General features: G+C 40.8%; 18 protein-coding genes. 15 read left to right on the top strand and 3 right to left on the bottom strand.

Features of this window, described 5'->3' with window-relative positions; genetic code table 11:
* The first annotated feature begins 5 nt into the window (after positions 1 to 5).
* Positions 6 to 1,586 carry an FMN-binding glutamate synthase family protein gene (locus MMB69_RS19575; protein ID WP_277448288.1) on the top strand — a complete coding sequence of 527 codons (1,581 nt, stop codon included), beginning with the start codon at positions 6 to 8 and terminating at the stop codon, positions 1,584 to 1,586.
* Positions 1,587 to 1,610: 24 nt separating this feature from the next.
* On the opposite strand, the gene MMB69_RS19580 is transcribed toward MMB69_RS19575, so the two are convergent.
* On the bottom strand, positions 1,611 to 2,237 hold the full coding sequence (locus MMB69_RS19580) for a GntR family transcriptional regulator (RefSeq protein WP_098525367.1): 627 nt from the start codon (positions 2,235 to 2,237) through the stop codon (positions 1,611 to 1,613).
* Between the two features lie 293 nt (positions 2,238 to 2,530).
* Here MMB69_RS19580 and garR point away from each other — a divergent pair, with 293 nt between their 5' ends.
* The 4 genes from garR to MMB69_RS19600 all read left to right on the top strand — a co-directional run bounded on the left by garR (position 2,531) and on the right by MMB69_RS19600 (position 6,953).
* A complete protein-coding gene (gene garR / locus MMB69_RS19585) occupies positions 2,531 to 3,433 on the top strand; it encodes a 2-hydroxy-3-oxopropionate reductase (RefSeq protein ID WP_277448290.1) in 903 nt (300 codons plus the stop codon).
* Positions 3,430 to 4,869, top strand: a complete 1,440-nt coding sequence (locus tag MMB69_RS19590) for a four-carbon acid sugar kinase family protein (RefSeq protein ID WP_277448291.1) — start codon at positions 3,430 to 3,432, stop codon at positions 4,867 to 4,869. Before garR ends, MMB69_RS19590 begins: the two co-directional genes overlap by 4 nt.
* 106 nt (positions 4,870 to 4,975) lie before the next feature.
* Positions 4,976 to 6,334: a GntT/GntP/DsdX family permease gene (locus MMB69_RS19595; RefSeq protein WP_013055857.1), complete on the top strand. Its 1,359-nt coding sequence runs from the start codon at positions 4,976 to 4,978 to the stop codon at positions 6,332 to 6,334.
* 139 nt (positions 6,335 to 6,473) lie between these two features.
* Complete coding sequence (locus tag MMB69_RS19600) at positions 6,474 to 6,953, top strand: competence protein ComK (protein ID WP_277448292.1); 480 nt, start codon at positions 6,474 to 6,476, stop codon at positions 6,951 to 6,953.
* A 106-nt stretch (positions 6,954 to 7,059) separates the two neighbouring features.
* Here MMB69_RS19600 and MMB69_RS19605 read toward each other — a convergent pair whose 3' ends face one another.
* A complete protein-coding gene (locus MMB69_RS19605) occupies positions 7,060 to 7,551 on the bottom strand; it encodes a sigma-70 family RNA polymerase sigma factor (protein WP_257041167.1) in 492 nt (163 codons plus the stop codon).
* Positions 7,552 to 8,022: 471 nt separating this feature from the next.
* Between MMB69_RS19605 and MMB69_RS19610 the strand changes: the two genes are divergently transcribed.
* The 5 genes from MMB69_RS19610 (at position 8,023) to MMB69_RS19630 (ending at position 13,958) form a co-directional block, all read left to right on the top strand.
* A complete protein-coding gene (locus MMB69_RS19610) occupies positions 8,023 to 8,769 on the top strand; it encodes an SGNH/GDSL hydrolase family protein (protein ID WP_277448293.1) in 747 nt (248 codons plus the stop codon).
* A gap of 726 nt (positions 8,770 to 9,495) precedes the next feature.
* Positions 9,496 to 11,910, top strand: coding sequence for a nitrite reductase large subunit NirB (gene nirB / locus MMB69_RS19615; protein WP_277448294.1), 2,415 nt, complete (start codon positions 9,496 to 9,498; stop codon positions 11,908 to 11,910).
* Positions 11,911 to 11,928: 18 nt separating this feature from the next.
* Positions 11,929 to 12,255 carry a nitrite reductase small subunit NirD gene (gene nirD, locus MMB69_RS19620; protein ID WP_264387927.1) on the top strand — a complete coding sequence of 109 codons (327 nt, stop codon included), beginning with the start codon at positions 11,929 to 11,931 and terminating at the stop codon, positions 12,253 to 12,255.
* 71 nt (positions 12,256 to 12,326) lie between these two features.
* Positions 12,327 to 13,097, top strand: coding sequence for a uroporphyrinogen-III C-methyltransferase (cobA, locus tag MMB69_RS19625; protein WP_221813083.1), 771 nt, complete (start codon positions 12,327 to 12,329; stop codon positions 13,095 to 13,097).
* 24 nt (positions 13,098 to 13,121) lie between these two features.
* A complete protein-coding gene (locus tag MMB69_RS19630; protein ID WP_277448295.1) occupies positions 13,122 to 13,958 on the top strand; it encodes a formate/nitrite transporter family protein in 837 nt (278 codons plus the stop codon).
* Between the two features lie 216 nt (positions 13,959 to 14,174).
* Here MMB69_RS19630 and MMB69_RS19635 read toward each other — a convergent pair whose 3' ends face one another.
* A complete protein-coding gene (locus tag MMB69_RS19635; RefSeq protein ID WP_075422303.1) occupies positions 14,175 to 14,501 on the bottom strand; it encodes a cyclic-phosphate processing receiver domain-containing protein in 327 nt (108 codons plus the stop codon).
* 455 nt (positions 14,502 to 14,956) lie between these two features.
* Here MMB69_RS19635 and MMB69_RS19640 point away from each other — a divergent pair, with 455 nt between their 5' ends.
* The 5 genes from MMB69_RS19640 to MMB69_RS19660 all read left to right on the top strand — a co-directional run bounded on the left by MMB69_RS19640 (position 14,957) and on the right by MMB69_RS19660 (position 20,910).
* Entirely contained in the window at positions 14,957 to 15,934 is a 978-nt protein-coding gene (locus MMB69_RS19640; protein ID WP_016763311.1) for a carbohydrate kinase family protein, read from the top strand.
* Between the two features lie 455 nt (positions 15,935 to 16,389).
* On the top strand, positions 16,390 to 17,253 hold the full coding sequence (locus MMB69_RS19645) for a GRP family sugar transporter (protein ID WP_050691765.1): 864 nt from the start codon (positions 16,390 to 16,392) through the stop codon (positions 17,251 to 17,253).
* Positions 17,254 to 17,527: 274 nt separating this feature from the next.
* Entirely contained in the window at positions 17,528 to 17,986 is a 459-nt protein-coding gene (locus MMB69_RS19650; RefSeq protein WP_277448296.1) for a VOC family protein, read from the top strand.
* Between the two features lie 405 nt (positions 17,987 to 18,391).
* Positions 18,392 to 19,525, top strand: coding sequence for a DUF2087 domain-containing protein (locus MMB69_RS19655; protein WP_277448297.1), 1,134 nt, complete (start codon positions 18,392 to 18,394; stop codon positions 19,523 to 19,525).
* A 62-nt stretch (positions 19,526 to 19,587) separates the two neighbouring features.
* Entirely contained in the window at positions 19,588 to 20,910 is a 1,323-nt protein-coding gene (locus MMB69_RS19660; protein ID WP_277448418.1) for an MATE family efflux transporter, read from the top strand.
* Positions 20,911 to 20,912: the final 2 nt, after the last annotated feature.

Raw genomic sequence — 20,912 nt, forward strand, 5'->3', positions numbered from 1 at the left:
ATATCATGGGAGTGTTTGAAATCATTTTACTTATTTTTGGTGCGGTCATGATGCTTGTGATTGTAGTGCCGGTTATTATCGCTATTATTCTTTGGATGAAAGATGAAAAACAAGAAGAGCATTCGGTTTTGAGAAACTATCCGCTGCTCGGGAAAATGCGCTATATTTTTGAGAAAATGGGGCCTGAACTGCGTCAGTATTTATTTTTAAATAATAACGAAGGCAAGCCGTTTTCTCGAAATCAATATGAACAAACCGTTAAGTCAGGCAAGTATCTCAACCGAATGATAGGATTTGGCTCAGAGCGTGATTTTAGCGAACCGGGCTACTACATTCGAAACGCGGTGTTCCCAAAGCAGCGCGACGAAATGAAAGCGGATAATACGCAAAAAATTAAAACGAAAGTATATAAAATGGACGCGGATAACTTATTCAGCCGAAGAGAGCACCGAGAAGAAAAAGAAGCGGATCCGTTTTATTTGCGGGATGAAGAAGCGGTCGTTATAGGGCCTTCATGCAAAAAGCCGTTTGTTGTAAAAGGATTAATCGGCCAATCCGGCATGAGTTTTGGTGCGCTTGGTGACCATGCGATTACCGCTTTATCATTAGGATTAGGACGAGCAGGCGGCACGTGGATGAACACGGGAGAAGGAGGCCTGTCACCGTATCATTTAAAAGGAAACGTCGATATTATTTTTCAAATTGGGCCAGGGCTTTTTGGCGTTCGGACAAAAGAAGGCGAATTTTCCTGGGAAGAATTTAAAAAGAAAAGTGAAATGAACCAAATCAAAGCGTTTGAAATCAAGCTGGCGCAAGGAGCCAAAACGCGAGGCGGTCACGTGGACGGTTCAAAAGTAACGGAAGAAATCGCCAAAATCCGCAACTTGAAGCCAGGAGAATCGGTAGACAGTCCAAACCGTTTTAAAGAGTTTGCTTCGTATCCTGAAATGTTCCAGTTTATTGAAAAACTTCGAGATGTAGGGGGCAAGCCAGTAGGCATTAAAATGGTTGTCGGAAACACAAATGACCTTGAAGAAATGGCGGCGTATATGAAAGAGACAGGAAGCGGTCCTGACTTTATTACGATTGACGGAGCAGAAGGAGGAACGGGCGCATCGTTTCAAGAATTAGCGGACGGAGCGGGGGTACCGCTGTTTTCAGGACTTCCTTTTGTAGATGAACTGCTTAAAAAGTATGGAGTTCGCGATGAAGTGAAGCTTTTTGCATCCGGCAAGCTGCTAACGGCTGATAAAATTGCAACTGCTTTATCACTGGGTGCCGACTGCGTTAATATTGCCAGAGGCTTTATGTTTTCTGTTGGCTGTATTCAAGCGCAGGTTTGTCATAATAATAGGTGTCCCGTGGGCGTAGCGACAACAGATCCGAAGCTGCAAAAAGCGCTTATTATTGAAGAAAAGTCATACCGCGTGTGCAACTACGTGCTGTCATTACGTGAAGGGTTGTTTAATTTAGCCGCCGCAGCCGGTATTGATTCGCCAACGAAGTTTTCAAAAAAACACGTGGTGTTCAAAAACAGCAGTGGACAGTTAGCTGATATTTCTGTAAAAGAAAAGATGTACGTATAAAAAAGCTGCCGATTGGCAGCTTTTTTATTGTCTTCTTTGAAGCAAATGCAGGCAAAACTCTAAGTCTTTTTGAAGATGCTCTTGCATTAACGCTTCTGCTTTTTCAGCATTGCGTTCTTTAATCGCTTTATAAATGTCTTCGTGTTCGTCAATTAAAAACGGGCGGTTGTAAAACACCACGGTATGACGGAATAAGTAAATGATGGACTGCATGCGGTCGATGATATTAATCATTACGTCATTGTTGCTTGCGTTCACAATAATGGCGTGAAAACGTTCATTTGCGCTCATAATTTCTTCAAACGAGCCGTTTCTTCCGGTGTCTACGCATTCCTTTAACTCTTCTAATTCATTATCAGATAAAAAAGTTGCCGCAGCTTTAGAAGCTGAGCCTTCTAGCAGCATTCGCACTTCAAACAAGTTGCGTAGATCTTTTTCTGTCGGTGACACCACTTTTTTTCGAACAATCAGTCCTTCATATTCTAAGCGTCTGATGGAATCACGAATCGGCGTTCGGCTGAATCCAAGCTCGCTCGCTAATTTTTCTTCGACGATTTTTGTACCGCCTTCAAGCTCACCGTTTAAAATTTTATCTCGAATCATCTCATAAGAAGGGTGATGAGACGAACGAGAACCTTGATTTCTTAACATACTCTACTTCACCTCTAGCATTGGACACGAGGAAATCTCGTCTCTTTCTCTCTTTATTTTTTATCATTTTGTACGTGTATACCCAAATCATACTATAACTTGTGAAAAGGTGGGACGGAAAGTTTCGCTTTTAGAAATAAATTTCATTTAAAAAAAGGCTAGACAAATAAATAAAATGCGAATATGATGAGTGTATACAAAATTATCAGAAATGTATACAAAAAATATTTTAACGTATACATTCTTTTTTAAACACTATTTGAAAACGTATACAACAAGGGGAGGAAACGAAAATGACAAAACGCGTTGGATTTATTGGACTTGGAATTATGGGAAAACCGATGACACTCAATTTATTAAAAGCAGGTTTTGAGGTAACGGTTTACGATATTAATAAAGCAGCAGTAGAAGAAGTGAAAGCAGCAGGAGGATTTGGAGCAGAAAGCCTTGCTGAAGTTGCGGTGAACAGCGACGTAATGATCACGATGCTTCCAGCTTCACATCATGTAAAAAGCGTAGTACTTGGAGAAGAAGGGTTAATTCATAGCGCAAAAGAAGGAAGCGTTATCATCGACATGAGTTCCATTTCACCGGTAGCATCAAAAGAAATTGCGGCTGAGCTTTCACAAAAAGGAATTCACATGCTAGACGCACCTGTTAGCGGAGGAGAGCCAAAAGCAATTGACGGCACGCTTGCGATTATGGTCGGAGGAAATGAACATATCTTTGAAAGCGTTTCATCTATTCTTCATTCGATGGGAGCAGAAATAACGCTTGTTGGAGACAACGGAAGCGGCGTAACAGCTAAGCTTGCAAATCAAGTGATTGTGAACTTAAACATTGCAGCAATGTCTGAAGCGCTTGTACTAGCAGCCAAAGCAGGCATTGACGTTGAAAAAATGTATCAAGCGATTCGCGGCGGATTAGCAGGAAGCGCTGTATTAGATGCAAAAGTGCCGCTTATTTTAGACCGCAACTTTGTAGCAGGCGGACGCATTGATATTAACTTAAAAGATATGACAAACGTGATGGAAACGGCTCATGACATTGGCGTACCGCTTCCGCTTTCAAGTCAGCTTGTGGAAATTTTCCATGCGTTAAAAGTAGACGGAAAAGCAAGCGATGATCACGGCGGAATTGTACAGTACTATGAAAAGTTAGCAAACGTTGAAGTGAAAAAGAAGGTGGAAGCATGATTAAACAACAAGAAAAACGCCTTGTAAGCGATGTGTTTAAAGACATTCCAGCGGTCGATGAAGCACTTGTGCAAAAAATGCTCGACGAAGAGCTTCTGACGTTCAACCAAAAAATCATTGTGTTAGACGATGATCCAACGGGTGTTCAAACGGTTAACGGTATTTCCGTGTACACAGACTGGAGCAAAGAGAGCATCAAGCAAGGATTTTTAGAAGAAAACTCCATGTTTTTTATTCTAACAAATTCACGCGGATTTACCGCTTCTGAAACGGAAAAAGCGCACGCGGACATTGCCGCCGTTATTACAGAGGTAGCGGCTGAAGTAAATAAAGAGTTTTTAATTATCAGCAGAGGTGATTCAACTCTTCGCGGTCACTATCCGTTAGAAACGGAAGTATTAAAGAAAACCGTTGAACAGCACTCAAACCAAGTGCTTGACGGCGAAGTGATCTTTCCTTTCTTTAAAGAAGGTGGAAGATTTACGATTGATAACATTCACTACGTGCAGGATGAAGACTACTTAGTGCCGGCAGGAGAAACCGAGTTTGCAAAAGACCGTACGTTTGGCTACAGTAAGTCTCATTTAGGCGAGTGGGTAGAAGAAAAGTCAGCAGGGAAATTTAAAGCAAGTCATACGACATATATTTCGCTCGGGAGCATTCGTGCACTTGATTTAGTGACGATTACCAATCAGTTAATGGAAGTGAAAGACTTTAATAAAGTAATCGTGAACGCAGTGGATTATGTAGACGTGAAAGTTGTGACGATTGCGCTTCTTCGCGCGATGAAGCTTGGAAAGCACTTTATGTATCGAAGCGCTGCGGCTCTGACAAAAGTGATGGGCGGCGTGAGCGATAAAGATTTGTTAACAAAAGAAGAGCTCATTAAAGAAAAGTCATCAAACGGCGGATTAATTATGGTAGGTTCGCATGTTAAAAAAACAACGGAGCAGTTAGAAGAATTAAAGAAATGCAGCTTCATTGAATTTATTGAATTTGATTGTCATCTTGTCTTAGAACCTGAAAAGTTTGAAGAAGAAGTGAACCGTATTATCAATGAAGCAGAGAAGCTTATTTCACAAGGTCAAACGGTAGCCGTCTATACAAGACGTGAGCGCTTAGATCTTGGCGAAGGCAAAAAAGAAGAAGAGCTTAAATTATCGGTAAAAATTTCAGATGCGGTTACAAGCATTGTTCGCCGCTTAAACGTTCGTCCAAACTTTATCGTCGCAAAAGGCGGCATTACGTCAAGTGATATTGGCGTAAACGGCTTATCTGTAAAGCGTGCAACGGTTGCTGGACAAATCAAGCCGGGCATTCCGGTATGGGTAACGGGAGAGGAAAGCAAGTTTCCGGGCATTGCATACATTATTTTCCCTGGAAACGTTGGAACCAAAACAACGCTTCGAGAAACGGTTGAATTACTAAGTAAATAGAAAGAAGTGAACGTACGAGGTGCGTTCACTTTAGAAAATATTTGAAAGCGTATACATTATTTGGATGTACGTACATGAAAAATGGTCACACTAAGGGGATGAACATATGAATTCAGTATTCGGATTAAGTCATGAAGCAAGTCTTTTGCTGTATGCGATTGTATCGATTGTCGGACTGATCTTTTTAATTGCTAAATTTAAAACAAATCCATTCGTAGCGCTGATTGTTGCGGCTTTGTTTATGGGTCTTATTTCAGGAATGAAGCTGCCTGATATCGTAACGGCTTTCCAAGAAGGAGTAGCGAGCGTCTTAGGATTTATCGCGATTGTTCTTGGTCTTGGAACGATGTTAGGTAAAATGATGGCAGAGTCAGGTGGAGCGGAGCGTATTGCCCGCACGTTAATTAAAGTATTCGGTGAAAAGAATGTACACTGGGCAATGATGGTTGTAGCCGTTATTTGCGGTATCCCGGTCTTTTTCCAAGTTGGTGTTGTATTATTAATTCCGCTTGTGTTTGTAATTGCCAAGCATACAGGTACGTCACTTATTAAAATTGGTTTATCGTTAATTGCTGGCTTAGCTGTTGTTCACAGTTTAGTACCTCCGCATCCGGCAGCGATGCTAGCGGTGGATATCTTTAAAGCAGATTTAGGTAAAACGATTTTGTATTCATTAGTTGTGGCATTCCCAGCTGCAGCCGTGGCAGGTCCTATTTACGGATCGTTCATTTCACGCCGTGTTCACGTCGAGCCAACGGGTGAAATTATGGAACAGTTCACAGAGTCGAAGCATAAAGATCTTCCTGGCTTCGGAATTACGTTATTCACGATTCTACTTCCGGTACTATTAATGCTTTTAGCAACAATTACTGGGTTTGTTTATCCAGAAACAAGTACGATTCGCTACGTAACAAACTTTATTGGAAGTCCAATCGTAGCGCTGTTGATTTCGTTAGTTTTTGCTTTTTATTCGTTCGGCTTTGCAAGAGGGTACAACAAAGATGATTTATTAAAATTCACAAACGAATGTCTTGGACCCGTTGCTTCGATCATTTTAATTATCGGTGCAGGCGGCGGTTTTAATAAAATTTTAACAGCAAGCGGTGTAGGTGACGCAATTGCAGGATTTGCTCAAGATGCACATCTTTCTCCTATCGTACTTGCATTTGTGATTGCAGGGTTAATTCGTGCAGCAGTTGGCTCAGCAACAGTAGCCATGACAACAGCGGCAGGTATTGTCGCACCGATTGCAGCAACGATGCCAAACGTAAGCCCAGAGCTATTGGTGCTAGCAACGGGCGCAGGTTCTGTTATGCTATCACACGTAAATGATTCTGGCTTCTGGTTAATCAAAGAGTTCTTCAACATGTCAGTGGCTCAAACGTTAAAAACGTGGACAGTGATGGAAACGATTCTATCATTTGCAGCGTTTGCAATGGTTCTTATTTTAGACATTTTTATTTAAAAGAAAAGCGCTGGCTTCAGCGCTTTTTTCTTTGGATATGAAATAAATTCAAAATATTTCAAATAATGAGAAAAAAGACTAGATTTTCCTCTTTTCGATAGTATAGAATAGTTATAAAGTAGCAAAAGGGGGTAGATGTATGACAAATGTTGAAAATTATCAAATTGGTTTGACGACAAAAGCCTTAATTCCAGTGAATGATCCTATTCACCGAACGAAAGTGCTAGATGCAGCAGGAGAATACATGTTAAGCAAGACGTGTAAGCAATTATTAGAAGAAGCGTGCATTCGAGAATTAAGTACGTTTAAGGGATCCATTGCCGCCGTTCGAAAAATGTTTCCGTACAAACAGCTTACGCCGCTTGTTATTAGTCGTTCACAAGCGATTATTGCGTTCCCTACATCTTCGCCCAATGACTACAGCTGCGCTTGGATTTTCTCCTCTCACGTTCATACTTCACACACGCTTGCTACAGTTGATCCAACCTCCATGCTAATTCACTTCAAAGATGGAACGTTCATTCCAGTGAAGCTTTCTTATTATAGTTTAGAAAAAAAGCTGGCCAGAGCGGCTGTTATTCGCAATTATTGTTTAGAAAGTCCGCTTTTTTTAGCGTAGTTCGTTCGATTTATCAAACGAACTTGTCCTACATATGAACAATCGGTTGCATGGGACTACACATATGGACCAAAGGAGGAAGCTTATCATAAGCTTCCTCCTTTTCTTACTCCTGAAGAAGTGAGGCCTTTAGCTTTTTGCGAGCAGCTTTTCCCCAGTTTTTAACGGCCCCCGTGGAGACTCCGTATTTGTAGGCAATATCTTTATACGAGTAGCCTTCTAGCAGATGTTCGAGTACATAGATTTTTTCTCTCCCTGTTAAGTGTTCGATATGCTGCTCGATGATTTCACTTTCTAGCGGAACGGGAAGAGCGGGATCTTCGTTCAGTGAAAGCAGGTTCTGCTCAGCAGGTGTTTCACGTTCTTCGTATAAAATGGTGCCTTTTAAATGAGAAAGGATCGTACCGCGCACGGTTGTGTAGGCATAAGCGGAAAAAGAGCCTTTGTTTTCGTCAAATTTTTGATACGCTCTCCATAAACCAATCAACGCAATTTGATAATATTCGTCGTAGTCTTTGTAAATGTGAAACTTTTTAATCATCGATACAATTAATGGATGAAAAGATGAAGCAATTTGATCAAACGAGCTTTTTTGCATGTAGCATTCCTTTTTCAAAAACGCGTTTTTGCTGTATTCCGCCGGTATCTCTACTGTACAAGGGGAAGATCACATGCGCGAATGAATGTACATTATGTTTTCTTTTTAAGAAACGTGACGTAATTTCCCCGGAAACTTCATGTTTCGCTAGGAAATATGCGAAGTATACGTGTATTTGTAGAGATTTTACGTACGAAAGGTCCCCCATTCCAATTTCTACTAATCTATAATTATTTCTATATCTATTATCGATGTAGCAACTCTACCATCACGGAAGAGCGGTGATGGTAGAGTTGCTAGACCTATCCGGATGAGTCCCTCCCTTGCGGGCTGGCCTCATCCGGATAGGTGGACCTTTGAGGGCAGATTCAGTGAAGTATTTTTGTGTTCGTCCATTTGTTTATTTTGTTGAATGTAAGTTTGGTGGATAGGATATATTTGGTTTTTTAAAACGGGTAAAGGGGAGATTGAATGAAGGCAATGATTGGGGTAAATGTGGCGGCGGCTGTTTTGTGCGGGGCGGTGATGTATGCGGGGACGCAGCACTGGCAGGAGCAAACGGAAGCGCAGGCAAGTGAAGTAAAAACTGCTGTGGTACATAAAGAAAAACAGTTTTCCGATGTATCTGCTTATACAAAAAATCTTCCAGACTTTATCACAAAGCAAATCCAGTCATCTATCGCAAATAAAAAACCTCTGACTCTTGTAATTGCCACATCCGCAAAGGAAGCAGGGTGGCCTCAGCAGGTAAAAAAAGAGCTAGCAGCTACATATGGACGTGATGTATTTACGGTTAAAACACTTTCATATGGTAACGGGACAACGGATGAGCTTTTATCCTCACATATTGCTGATCAAATTGATCAACTTCAGCCAAACATTATTCTGTTTGAAGCCCCTCTTAAAAATGATTATCAGCACCTTACGCTAGATGAGACGCTTGAAAATACAGACAAGCTGATTCATCAGCTTAAAGACTTGAAAAAAACCCTTATGATTCAGCCTTCACAGCCGTACATTTCACAAACGGAGTCCTATGAAGAAGGGGTAGAAGCAATCAGGGGAGTATCTGAAGCAAACTGGGTATATTATATGAATCACTCGCTCATTTGGCCCTTTCATTTAGGAGAGTATATAAATAAAGACAGCGGTAATTTAACAAAAAAAGGAAATGAGGTGTGGGGAGAGTACGTTGTGAATTGGTTTACAGGAGAATAAAAAGACAAGCCCTCTTTCAAAAGAAAGAGGGCTTGTCTTTTTATAGTTTTATTAGATTATGACTTTTCCTTGTTTTATAGTAATAGCTTTTTGTGTCTCTGCACTTATAAAGCTTAAAGCCAAAAATCTCTAAAGGTGTCCAAAGTTTTTTAATGTTTACGAGTGGCATGATGATTCTCCGTTCTGTTCTTTATAAAGGTTTCATTATTTCATTATAAAGAATTCAAGGGAGATAGTAAATACTATAAAGAACAGTTTATCTAAAAAATTCTTTATAAAGAATTTTTTGGGATTATTATTTTTGGTATATAAACATTTAGGATTGCTCGGTCTGTGATACAGGCAATAATCAGTTTACATGCTGATAAAAGATAAATGATAAGATACTAACCCAAGTAATTAAAACGAGACTATGAAACCATTAATCATTTTTAATGGGAGTGATTTTTATCATAGCTCAGGTTATTTATTCTTGCTACATTAATGTTGTGAAAAATATCACAAAATAAAATGCAAAGGATGATACAAATAACATCATTAGATCATTTATTTTTTTTGCTTGCTGTTAAAGTAATGGAATCGCATACATACCATAACTGTGTTAGATAACCTAACACATAAGTTGAACGATTCAGAAAATTCATATATCTTAAATGTATCTTTAAAGATGCATAGAAAATATATCTTTGAAACAAGCAGGTATAGACGCCAGGGGAGGAATGGAAGATGCAAAAAAAGAAACTCGTATTGATTGGAAATGGAATGGCTGGAGTTCGAGCGATTGAAGAAGTATTGAAGGTTTCAAGCGAAACGTTTGAAATTACGATTTTCGGAAGCGAGCCGCATCCGAACTATAATCGTATTTTACTATCAAAAGTGCTGCAAGGAGATACGAATGTTGAAGACATTACGTTAAACGATTGGAACTGGTATCAAGAAAACAATATTACATTATATACGGGCGAAACGGTTACTAGTATCGATTCAGTAAAAAAAGAAGTAGCGACAAACAGCGGCAGAGTAGAATCGTATGATGAGTTAATTTTAGCAACGGGCTCTCTTCCTTTTATTCTTCCGATTCCAGGGTCTGATAAAAAAGGAGTTACGGCTTTTCGAGATATAAAAGACACGGATGAAATGCTGCAGGCATCTCAGCAGTATAAAAAAGCAGCGGTTATTGGAGGCGGACTGCTTGGATTAGAAGCGGCGCGCGGACTTTTAAATTTAGGAATGGACGTATCTGTGATTCATCTAGCTCCGTATTTAATGGAACGCCAGCTTGATCCAACTGCCGGCAAACTGCTTCAAAACGAATTAGAAAAACAAGGTATGAAGTTTTTGCTTGAAAAACAAACGGGGGAAATCGTCGGCGATGAGCGAGTTGAAGGGCTATCCTTTAAAGACGGGACGTTTTTAGAAGCTGATTTAGTCGTGATGGCCGTTGGAATTAAACCAAATGTTCAGCTTGCAAAAGCAGCGGGACTTAACGTAAACCGAGGAATTGTCGTGAATGACTATATGCAAACGGATATCCCAAACATCTACGCCGTTGGAGAATGTGCAGAGCATAGAGGAATGGTATACGGACTGGTAGCACCTTTGTATGAGCAAGGAAAAGCATTAGCAAAAGCGATTTGCGGGGCAGAAAAAGTGCCTTATGAAGGATCGGTTTTATCCACGCAGCTAAAAGTATCAGGTGTTGAAGTGTTTTCGGCAGGAGACTTCACAGAAGATGAAGAGAAAAAAGCGATCAAAGTGTTCGATGAACAAGACGGCATTTATAAAAAGCTTGTTTTGCGAGGGAATCAAATCGTAGGAGCCGTTCTTTTTGGAGACAGCAGCGACGGAAATCGACTGTTTTCAATGATTCAAAAGCAAGAAGATGTATCCGATGTCGCGAAAGTGTCGATTTTACAGCCGTCTGGCGGTAACGCCGGTGAAAGCTTAGTCGCAAGTATGAGTGCAGATGATATTATTTGCGGCTGTAACGGCGTAACAAAAGGTACGATTGTGGAAGCTATCCAAAAACAAGGATGCTCATCGGTTGATGAAATCAAAGCTTGTACAAGTGCCTCTCGCTCTTGCGGAGGGTGTAAACCGCTTGTAGCGGAAGTGCTTCAGCATACTCTTGGCGCTGATTTTGACGCGGCGGCTCAAAAAGAAGCGATTTGCGGCTGTACGACTCTGTCACGAGATGAAGTTGTCGAAGAAATCAAAGCAAAAGGACTTTCGCATACGCGTGAAGTTATGAATGTACTCGGATGGAATAATGAAGAAGGCTGTTCGAAATGCCGTCCGGCGCTAAACTATTATTTAGGTATGGTGAATCCAACCGGATACGTTGATGAACGCGAATCAAGATTTGTGAATGAACGGATGCACGCGAATATTCAAAAAGACGGCACGTATTCTGTTGTTCCTCGCATGTACGGAGGCGTCACTAATGCAGAAGATTTACGAAAAATTGCAGATGTTGTTGATAAATATGAGATTCCGCTCGTAAAAGTGACGGGTGGGCAGCGTCTTGATTTGTTTGGTGTTAAAAAAGAAGATTTGCCTAGCGTATGGGAAGAGTTAGATATGCCTTCTGGCTACGCGTACGGTAAGTCGCTGCGGACGGTGAAAACATGCGTCGGCGAACAGTTTTGCCGATTTGGCACGCAGGATTCAATGGGCGTTGGCATTGCGCTTGAGAAAAAATTTGAAGGATTATGGACGCCTCATAAAGTAAAAATGGCTGTATCTGCTTGTCCGAGAAGCTGTGCTGAGTCAGGTATTAAAGATATCGGCTTTATTGGAATCGACGGCGGCTGGGAAATTTACGTGGGCGGAAATGGAGGTACGCATCTTCGCGGCGGAGATTTGTTGTATAAAGTAAAAACAGACGAAGAATTGATGGACATTACAGGAGCGTATTTACAGTATTACCGAGAAACGGCTAATTACTTAGAACGTACCTCTGCATGGATTGAGCGCATGGGACTTTCGCACATTCAGTCCGTGCTTGATGACGCTGAGACGAGAAGAGAGCTGAATCTGCGGATGGACGAAGCGTTATCTACGTACCGTGATCCTTGGAAAGAAATCGTCGAAAGTAAAAAGACAAAAAAAGAGCTGTTCGAAACAGTTGTCACATCATAAAGCTGGGGGGAAATAAAGATGGTGAATAAAAACATTACAAAAGTATGCGTAGGGTCGATTCATGATTTTCCAGTAAGCCTGGGTAAAACAGTGAAAGTAAACGGAAAAGAAATTGCGGTGTTTAAGCTATCAAGCGGAAAAATACGGGCAATTGAAAATCGCTGTCCGCATAAAGGCGGGGTGTTAAGTGAAGGAATCGTGAGCGGCGACTCGGTGTTTTGTCCGATGCACGACTGGAAAATTTGCTTGCATGACGGTAACGTGCAAGAGCCTGACAGCGGATGTGTAGACACGTACGAAGCGGCTGTTGAAGGAGATTTGCTGTATCTTTTAATTGAAGAATAAGTAACGTGGCGCGTTGATTTTCAACGCGCCACAAAAATTCAAGGGGACACACTAAAAGGAGCGAAGCAAAAATGAGAACAGGAAAAGTGTACATTGTAGGAGCCGGACCAGGAGATCCAGATTTACTAACGATAAAAGCAGCCAAATGTTTAGAAAAAGCAGATGTTATTTTATACGACCGGTTAGTGAACCCTGTTCTTCTTCAGTATGCAAAAGAAGGAGCCGAACTCGTCTACTGCGGGAAAAAGCCTGGTGATCACTGCGTTTCTCAAGAGGATATTCATGATTTGCTTGTATTCTATGCAAGAAAAGGAAACATCGTCGTCCGGTTAAAAGGCGGAGATCCGTTTATTTTCGGAAGAGGCGGGGAAGAAGCAGAAGTGCTCGCTCAGCATGGAATTCCATTTGAAATCGTTCCGGGTATTACAGCAGGCATCGCGGCACCGGCCTATGCTGGAATCCCTGTGACGCATCGGGAGCTGAGCCGTTCGTTTGCCGTTGTGACGGGACACTGCTTGAGCGGCAAGCCGGAAAGTATTCGCTGGGAGCATTTAGCAAAAGGCGTTGATACGCTTGCGATCTATATGGGCGTTAAAAACTTACCGTATATTTGCCGTCAGCTTTTAGACGCCGGAAAAAGCGCAGATACGCCGGTCGCTCTTATTGAACAAGGCACGTCGGTTTATCAGCGCACGGTTACAGGTACGCTTGGCACTATCGTAGGCGTAGCCTCGGAGCAGCAAGTGAGCAATCCCGCGATGATTGTGATTGGTGAAGTGGTGAAGCAAGCTTCTGCTCTTTCTTGGTTTTTGGAAAAAACAGAAGAAAAAGTATGCGTCTAAGATGAATAAAAGGAGGAAACGCTTTTGTTTAAGAATTCACTGCAGTCAATGAATGAGTTAGCCCGTGAAAAAACGAAGCTTGTGAATGATCATTTGCCGAGTTATTTGCTGTTAGCTGTGCTAGCGGGTGCTTATGTAGGACTTGGCGTTATATTAGCTCTATCGGTAGGAGCGCCTTTAGCTTCTGCTTCTTTACCGGTCGTTTCTCTTGTGATGGGGTTATCTTTTGCTGTTGCTCTTCTGCTTGTCGTATTTGCAGGAGCTGAATTGTTTACGGGGAATCATATGGTTTATACGGTCAGTACGCTATCGGGAGTCACCACATGGAAAGATACGTTCAAAAACTGGACGTGGTGTTTTATCGGAAATGGAATAGGTGCGTTTGGGCTTTGTTTGTTAATTACCGGAACCGGTTTGTTTAAAGGAATTGAACCGAACCATTTACTCATGACGCTGGCAGCTAAAAAAATGAATTTGCCGGTCAGTGAATTATTTTTCCGCAGCATCCTTTGCAACTGGCTTGTGTGCCTGGCGATTTGGACGGCTGCGCGCACTAAAAGCGATGCGGCAAAGATCATGCTTATTTTTTGGATGCTTTTTGCATTTGTGGCTTCAGGATACGAGCACAGCGTGGCAAATATGACGTTTCTTGGTCTAGCTTTATTGCTTCCGCATTCCGATGCGATTTCGGCTGCTGGACTATTTCATAACTTGATTCCTGTTACACTCGGAAACATCGTAGGGGGAGGATTGTTTGTAGGAAACATTTACTGGTTCGTGAACGCTAGGCAACTAAAAGAAGCTAAAAAACAGCCGGCTGCTCTCTCAGCTGATTTGGATTCTGCTAAACTGTCTAAATAGCAAAAACCGCTCTTTGTACCATATAGTCTGCTTTTTAAAGCTATCATAACGGTATTTTAGAGCGGTTTTCTTCTATATAATATAAACTGCTTAAAGCGTATTCACATCTATACGTATCGAACAAGCAGTATCGTTCTTCATTTTATAGAAACAGGAAGTCTGTGAGAATTGAATCCGGACAGATTCTGTTGAAATGAATGTGTGAGGGTGCAGATATCATCGAAGAGGCAGAGGGCATCTTAGAATTTTAATATTGTTTGGCATTTTATGCTCTTTTTGAGCTTCCTTAAAGCAGTTGTACATTGCTTTGCTGCCTGAATGATTAGCGGAGTGAATCGTAATTCGATCGGCATATAAATGATGCTTTACCATAAAATGCACGAGCATTAATCCATTCCGTGTCTTGCTGAGTAAATCGTGATCGAGTGATAAATGTTCAACGTCGAATGATCTTAGCAGATCAATACATTCATCAATCGTTTCGGCTAAAACATGACCGTCAGGGCACTTGCGATAGTCGTCTAGAAAAACATTGATTTTCATGACTGATTCTCCCTTCCTTGCCTTGTATTTAGTGTAACATACATAATGTCATATACCTACCTAAGTCTATTCGACACATTTTAAGCTATTCCTTCTTAAATAGGGGTAAAAACACGAATTTTTATCATTATTTGCATATCTGAGGCGAATAAACAGGAAATAAGGAAAGAGATGTCGAACGAAAAATTAATAGAGAGACAGTTTAAACTGGAAATTCACTTTTTTTATTCTGTGATCTTTGTTTAACAAGGTCATTTAAATCCCAGATTTGACAAGGGATGGAAAAGGTTTAATGAATAAAAGATTGTGAGAAAAAAACGATAATTTACGACTTTTTTAAAATAAATTGGAAATTTCTCTTTACGAAAAAGATGTTTGGGACGTATAATTTGATTTAAGGATTTTTTGGAACATAGTATGACAATATGACAAAAAAGAAAAGTAAGGTGAATAGAATGGGTAAGTTATTTAGTATCGGTGAAGTATTAATTGATATGATTCCAGCTCAAAAAGGTCTTCAATTGAAAGAAGTGGAATCGTTTACGCGTGTGCCAGGCGGAGCGCCGGCAAACGTTGCAGCAGTTGTTGCTACATATGGTAATGAATCAGCGCTTATTACAAAAGTTGGGGAAGATGCGTTTGGAGACTTTCTAGTAGATACGCTTCGTGAAGTAGGAGTAGGTACTGATATGGTTTATCGTACAGAAGAAGCAAACACAGCTTTAGCTTTCGTTTCCTTGCGTGAAGACGGAGAAAGAGATTTCAGCTTTTATCGTAATCCTTCAGCAGATTTATTGCTAACTGAAGACGAAATTAACCCTGATTGGTTTGCAAGCAACGATGTTCTTCATTTCTGTTCGGTTGATTTAGTTGAAAGTCCTATGAAATACGCTCATATGAAAGCGATTAAAAGCATGAAAGAAAAAGGCGGAGTTATCAGCTTTGATCCAAATGTACGTCTTCCACTGTGGAAAGACCATGAGCTATGCCGTCAAACGATTTTAGAATTTATTCCTCAAGCGCACATTGTCAAAATTTCAGACGACGAGCTAGCGTTTATCACAGGAATTGAAGATGAACAGCAAGCGATTCAGTCTCTATTTACAGGTGACGTTCAAGTAGTTGTGTTCACAAAGGGTGCAGAAGGCGCAACGCTTTATACAAAAGAAGCTGTCTATGAATCAAACGGTTACAAAGTAGCGGTTGTTGATACAACAGGTGCAGGAGATGCGTTTATTGGCGGATTCCTTTATCAGCTATTAAGCCGCGATGTGTCACAAGAAAACTTAACGGCTATTCTTGATTCTGATCACGATGCTATTTTACGTTTTGCAAATGCAAGCGGTGCCTTAACGACAACTGGAAAAGGTGCGATCAGTTCAATTCCGGCTAAAGAAGTAGTAGAGCAATTTTGTAAGCCTGTAGCTAACTAAAATGAAAAGGCTTTATCTCTTCTTATTTTCAATCAGCAGAGGCGCTAGTTTCTGCTGATTGCAGATCACATATGAGGAAGAAGCGAGCTGCGGAGCAATAAGAAAAAAATTTTTTCTGTTTTTAAAAAATAATCAAAAAAATTTCTAGCTAAATAATAAATGTTCGTGTTAGTATAATACGAGCAGCAAGAAATAGCAGTTTTACCACCATTTATGAAAACGTTATATATTTTTATCGATGTAGAAAATTTAATAGGATCAAAAAGCGATCCTATTAAATTTTCTAGACCTATGCGTCTGTTGCCCCCCTTGCGGGGTAGGCAGCAGACGCATAGGTGAACCTTTGGGGGAATATTCAAGGGGGAACAAGCGTGTAGCCCTTGATAAAAGAAAAGCAGCAGGTCGTTACATACGATGTACATAGATTAGAAATAGGAAAGTAGGTTAAGAGAAAGATGGATATTTTGCTAGGTGTTCTTCCTTCCGTTGCGTGGGGAAGCATGATTTTAGTTAGTATGAAGATGGGCGGTGGACCTTACAGTCAAACGCTTGGAACAATTATTGGAGCTTTGATTCTTTCATTTGTTCAGTTTATGATTGTTCAGCCGGTGTTAACGCCAACGCTTGTTATTGTCGGAATTGTTTCAGGTTTGTTCTGGTCAGTAGGTCAAAGCAATCAGTTTAAAAGTGTTCCATACCTTGGTGTTTCAAAGTCAATGCCGATTTCAACGGGTATGCAATTAGTATCAACAGCTCTTTTTGGTGTTATTGTATTTAAAGAATGGTCAACGCTTCAAACGATTGTACTTGGATCTATTGCGATTCTTTTAATACTAGCAGGCGTTGTGCTTTCTTCATTAGATGGTAAAAAAGAAGGAGCACAAGGGACTCCGGGACAAACGAAAAAAGGAGTTATCACTCTTATTATTTCAAGTCTTGGATTCTTAGTTTACGTCGTTATCGCACGTATTTTCAACGTAGACGCATGGGCAGCGCTATTCCCGCAAGCAATTGGTATGTTAATTGGCGGTTTAATCATTACATACAAACATAAGCCATTTAACAAATATACGATTCGTAATATCTTACCAGGTCTAATCTGGGCATCTGGAAATATGTTCTTATTCTTATCTCAATCAAGATTAGGCGTAGCAACAAGCTTTTCATTATCGCAAATGGGTATCGTTATTTCAATTTTTGGCGGTATTGTCTTCTTGGGAGAAAAGAAAACAAAGCGTCAATTATTTTATGTATCTCTTGCGAGTGTACTGATTATTTCAGGCGGTATCTGCATAGGCCTCGCAAAAGCCCACGTTTAATTTATCGATGTAGAAAAACCCCCATGGCTAGAGTGCAGCCATGGGGGTTTTTCTAGACCTAAGGGTTTGAGGCACCCCTTGCGGGGTAGCCTCAAACCCTTAGTCAAATTCAAAGTCAAACCCAAGCCCAAACCCATAGTGCTCTTCGGGATTTCCAAGCTGTACGTTTGTGTGAGTGTTTCTCGTTCTTAAGGCTGATTGTTTTTCGTTCTTTGTTAGGAAGCTGTTTGGTGTGAAATGGCTTATAGTAGTAGGAAAGGATGGGGGAGAGGCTATGATTAAGAGTATTTATGAGACGCATGTGCAGGTTCGGAGTTTAGAGGATTCGATTGAGTTTTATAGACGTCTTGGGCTGACGTTTGTTCATAAAATTGAAGAGAGGCGCTGTGCTTTTTTCTTTGTCGGGGAACAAAAGCAGATGCTTGGACTTTGGGAAACCGATGAAAAAGAGCTGAAAAGAAGTCATTTTGCTTTTGGAATTGAAGCAGCAGATATTCATGAAGCGTTAACGTGGCTGCGTTCAAAAGGCATTAAACCGGAAGAAACGTCGTTTGGAAAGCCGCAAACAGAGCCGATTGTTCATACGTGGATGCCGGCAGCGTGCGTGTATTTTAATGACCCTGACGGTAACAGCTTGGAATTAATTACGCTTTTGAATGATGAGCCTGTTGTATCTAAGGATTTTCCGTATTTAAGTGAGTGGAATAAAGAAACCGGGACGAAATTATTTTAGCCCAAGTGAAAAACGATCCATTGATCAACGTGTTTGATTAGTGGATCGTTTTTTTTAGTTATGGTAAACCCAGGTTTCATATGTGTAGGTCTTTCTAGCAGTTGATTGGAGGGCAAGGCGAAGACTCCTGCGGGAAAAGCGGAAAAGGTGAGACCCCGCAGGAGCGCAAGCGACGAGGAGGCTCACCGGCCGCCCGCGGAAAGTGAAGCCTTGCACGGGAATCAACTGCGGTGTCATAAGCGATCTATACGAGCTCGTGTATCCCGTTTGTTCATCTTTAGGTTGGATTCATTTCGTTATGTCTCAACATTTTTTATGTATCATAAACGTAAGATTGACATAATAATAAACATATAATATATTTGTTTATAAATTAATAAACAAAATAGAAAGGTGTCTATTTAAATGGTAAACGACTTGTTTTGGGAATCATCTTTTGAAGATATGAAGAAAGGGTACGGGGAAAGCGAAGATCACTACCACTGCTTACTGTGCGGTGAAAGTATTGAAAAAGGCATTATTTATCCGGTGGAAGGTGTTTTTTATGAAGCAAAACGTTATATGAAGCTTCATGTGGAACAGCAGCACGGGTCTGTGTTTCATCATTTAATAGAGCTAGATAAAGAGGTAACCGGTCTTTCTGATCATCAAAAAAATTTAGTGAAGTTTTTTAAAGAAGGAAAAAGCGATAGTGATATTCAAAAAGAAATGGGAATCGGCAGTTCATCGACCATTCGGAACCACCGCTTTACGTTAAAGAAAAAAGAGCGTCAGGCAAAAGTGTTTTTAACGCTGATGGAACTGTTGAACGACGGGGAAGAAGAGAAGGCGGTACCCGTAACCAATACGGCGCCTAGAAGAAGTCAGCGCTACAGCGTGAGTGATGAAGAGCGTGAAAAAATTTTAGCGAAGAATTTTCCGCAAGGTTTAAGCGGACCTCTTCGCACCTTTCACTTGCAAGAAAAACACCGTCTTGTTGTTCTTGAAGAATTAAGCGGGCATTTTGATTTTGGTAGCACGTATACCGAAAAAGAAGTAAATGATAGGTTAACACCTTTTTATGACGATTATGCGGTGCTGCGACGCTATTTAATTGAGTACGGGTTCTTAGAGCGCAGCGCAGACGGAAGCAGCTACTGGAGAAAAGGAGAGACAGGGATGAGTATGGACTCAAAAGACTATAAAAAACAAATGAAACAGCTAGCGAAAGAAGTAAAAACAGAAGGCGGCGTGTATCAAATAAAAAACCTTCAAAACGATAAAATTTACATTGGCTCTACGCCTAACATCAAAACGTTAAACGGCGTAAAGTTCACGTTAAAGACGAACACTCATCAAAATAAAGAGCTTCAAAACGAGTGGAATACGTACGGAGCGGATGCTTTTTCAATTGAGATGCTGGAAACGATTAAAAGAGAAGAAGAAAAACCACTTTCAAAAAAGGATTTGCTGAAACTGGAAGCGAAATGGTTAGAGAAGCTGCAGCCTTACGGCGAAAAAGGCTATCATTCGCCGAAAGCTGATACAAAGGAGAAATAGGTGTGAAGAATCAAGATGTTAAAAGTGAAGTAGTGGAATCAGAAAAGTCCGTCAGTAAGCTGATGCTTGTGTTTTTGATTCCGCTCATGTTAAGTAATGCTATGCAGTCAGTTGGGCAGCTGGCGGGAAGTATTATTGTCGGAAGAGCGCTTGGAGTTGATGCATTAGCCGCTATTTCCGCTTTTTTTCCTCTGTTTTTTCTGCTCGTGTCGTTTTCAATTGGAATTGGGTCAGGAAGTTCCATTTTAATCGGGCAAGCGTACGGGGCACAAAATGAAAAACGAGTGAAAGAAATTATCGGTACCACGCTCACGTTTACCTTTTTAGTCGGAATTGTGCTTGCTGTTTTGGGAAGCATATTTGCTCCGGATATTCTTCGGATTATGGGAACGCCGGCTAATATTATCGACGTAACGGTTCACTATGCGCGCATTTTGTTTGTGGCAATTCCTGTTTTGTTTTTATACTTTGTTTATACGACGTTTATGCGCGGAACCGGAGACTCTAAAACGCCTTTTTACTTTTTAGTTGTGAGTACGGTCTTAAATATCATTTTCCTTCCGATTTTAATTTTTGGATGGATCGGAGTACCAAAGCTTGGCGTGTACGGCGCTGCGTACGCAACGGTGTTTTCAACCGTATTAACGTTCGTTATTATGATTATCTATTTACGCAAGAAAAATCATCCGTTAAAGTTTGACTCATCTATTTCATTAAAAATGGACGGAACGCTTTTAAAGCTGCTTATGCGTTTAGGGATTCCAGCTAGTATCAATATGATTTTAGTTTCTCTTTCTGAAATCGCGGTTATTACGTTTGTAAATGGATTTGGCTCAGACGCTACAGCAGCGTACGGAGCGGTGAACCAAGTGGCAAGCTATGTACAAATGCCGGCAATCAGCTTAGGAATTGCGGTTTCTATTTTTGCGGCGCAGTCGATTGGCGCCAATAAATTTGAGCGTTTAAAAGAAGTTATCCGCTCTGGAATTATGCTGAATTACGTTATTGGCAGCGTATTGATTTTACTTATTTATCTCTTTTCCAATCAAATTTTAGCGCTGTTTTTAACAAGTCAGCACACGCTCCATATTGCTGAAGAGCTGTTAGTGATAACACTTTGGAGCTATTTGATTTTCGGTCATGCGCAAATTATTACCGCTACGATGCGAGCAAGCGGAACGGTGCTTTGGCCTACGGTCTTTAGTATTATGGCTATTTGGTGTGTAGAAGTACCCGTAGCCTACGTGTTATCGCAGTTCACGTCTCTTGAAATCAAAGGGATTTGGATTGGGTATCCAGCGGCGTTTGTGGTCAGCTTAATCCTGCAGTACAGCTATTATCAATTTGTATGGAAGAAAAAGAAAATTGAACGTCTTGTCGGATAAAA

Source organism: Priestia sp. P5 (assembly GCF_029522155.1).
Lineage (GTDB): Bacteria > Bacillota > Bacilli > Bacillales > Bacillaceae_H > Priestia > Priestia megaterium_E.

Excerpts from the sequence above, each read along its gene's own strand:
- MMB69_RS19645 (WP_050691765.1), top strand. The coding sequence starts at position 16,390 with ATGGATATTTTGCTAGGTGTTCTTCCTTCCGTTGCGTGGGGAAGCATG.
- MMB69_RS19610 (WP_277448293.1), top strand. The coding sequence starts at position 8,023 with ATGAAGGCAATGATTGGGGTAAATGTGGCGGCGGCTGTTTTGTGCGGG.
- garR (WP_277448290.1), top strand. The coding sequence starts at position 2,531 with ATGACAAAACGCGTTGGATTTATTGGACTTGGAATTATGGGAAAACCG.
- cobA (WP_221813083.1), top strand. The coding sequence starts at position 12,327 with ATGAGAACAGGAAAAGTGTACATTGTAGGAGCCGGACCAGGAGATCCA.
- MMB69_RS19600 (WP_277448292.1), top strand. The coding sequence starts at position 6,474 with ATGACAAATGTTGAAAATTATCAAATTGGTTTGACGACAAAAGCCTTA.
- nirB (WP_277448294.1), top strand. The coding sequence starts at position 9,496 with ATGCAAAAAAAGAAACTCGTATTGATTGGAAATGGAATGGCTGGAGTT.
- MMB69_RS19635 (WP_075422303.1), bottom strand. The coding sequence starts at position 14,501 with ATGAAAATCAATGTTTTTCTAGACGACTATCGCAAGTGCCCTGACGGT.
- nirD (WP_264387927.1), top strand. The coding sequence starts at position 11,929 with ATGGTGAATAAAAACATTACAAAAGTATGCGTAGGGTCGATTCATGAT.
- MMB69_RS19660 (WP_277448418.1), top strand. The coding sequence starts at position 19,588 with ATGCTTGTGTTTTTGATTCCGCTCATGTTAAGTAATGCTATGCAGTCA.
- MMB69_RS19590 (WP_277448291.1), top strand. The coding sequence starts at position 3,430 with ATGATTAAACAACAAGAAAAACGCCTTGTAAGCGATGTGTTTAAAGAC.
- MMB69_RS19650 (WP_277448296.1), top strand. The coding sequence starts at position 17,528 with ATGATTAAGAGTATTTATGAGACGCATGTGCAGGTTCGGAGTTTAGAG.
- MMB69_RS19655 (WP_277448297.1), top strand. The coding sequence starts at position 18,392 with ATGGTAAACGACTTGTTTTGGGAATCATCTTTTGAAGATATGAAGAAA.
- MMB69_RS19575 (WP_277448288.1), top strand. The coding sequence starts at position 6 with ATGGGAGTGTTTGAAATCATTTTACTTATTTTTGGTGCGGTCATGATG.
- MMB69_RS19605 (WP_257041167.1), bottom strand. The coding sequence starts at position 7,551 with ATGCAAAAAAGCTCGTTTGATCAAATTGCTTCATCTTTTCATCCATTA.
- MMB69_RS19580 (WP_098525367.1), bottom strand. The coding sequence starts at position 2,237 with ATGTTAAGAAATCAAGGTTCTCGTTCGTCTCATCACCCTTCTTATGAG.
- MMB69_RS19640 (WP_016763311.1), top strand. The coding sequence starts at position 14,957 with ATGGGTAAGTTATTTAGTATCGGTGAAGTATTAATTGATATGATTCCA.
- MMB69_RS19595 (WP_013055857.1), top strand. The coding sequence starts at position 4,976 with ATGAATTCAGTATTCGGATTAAGTCATGAAGCAAGTCTTTTGCTGTAT.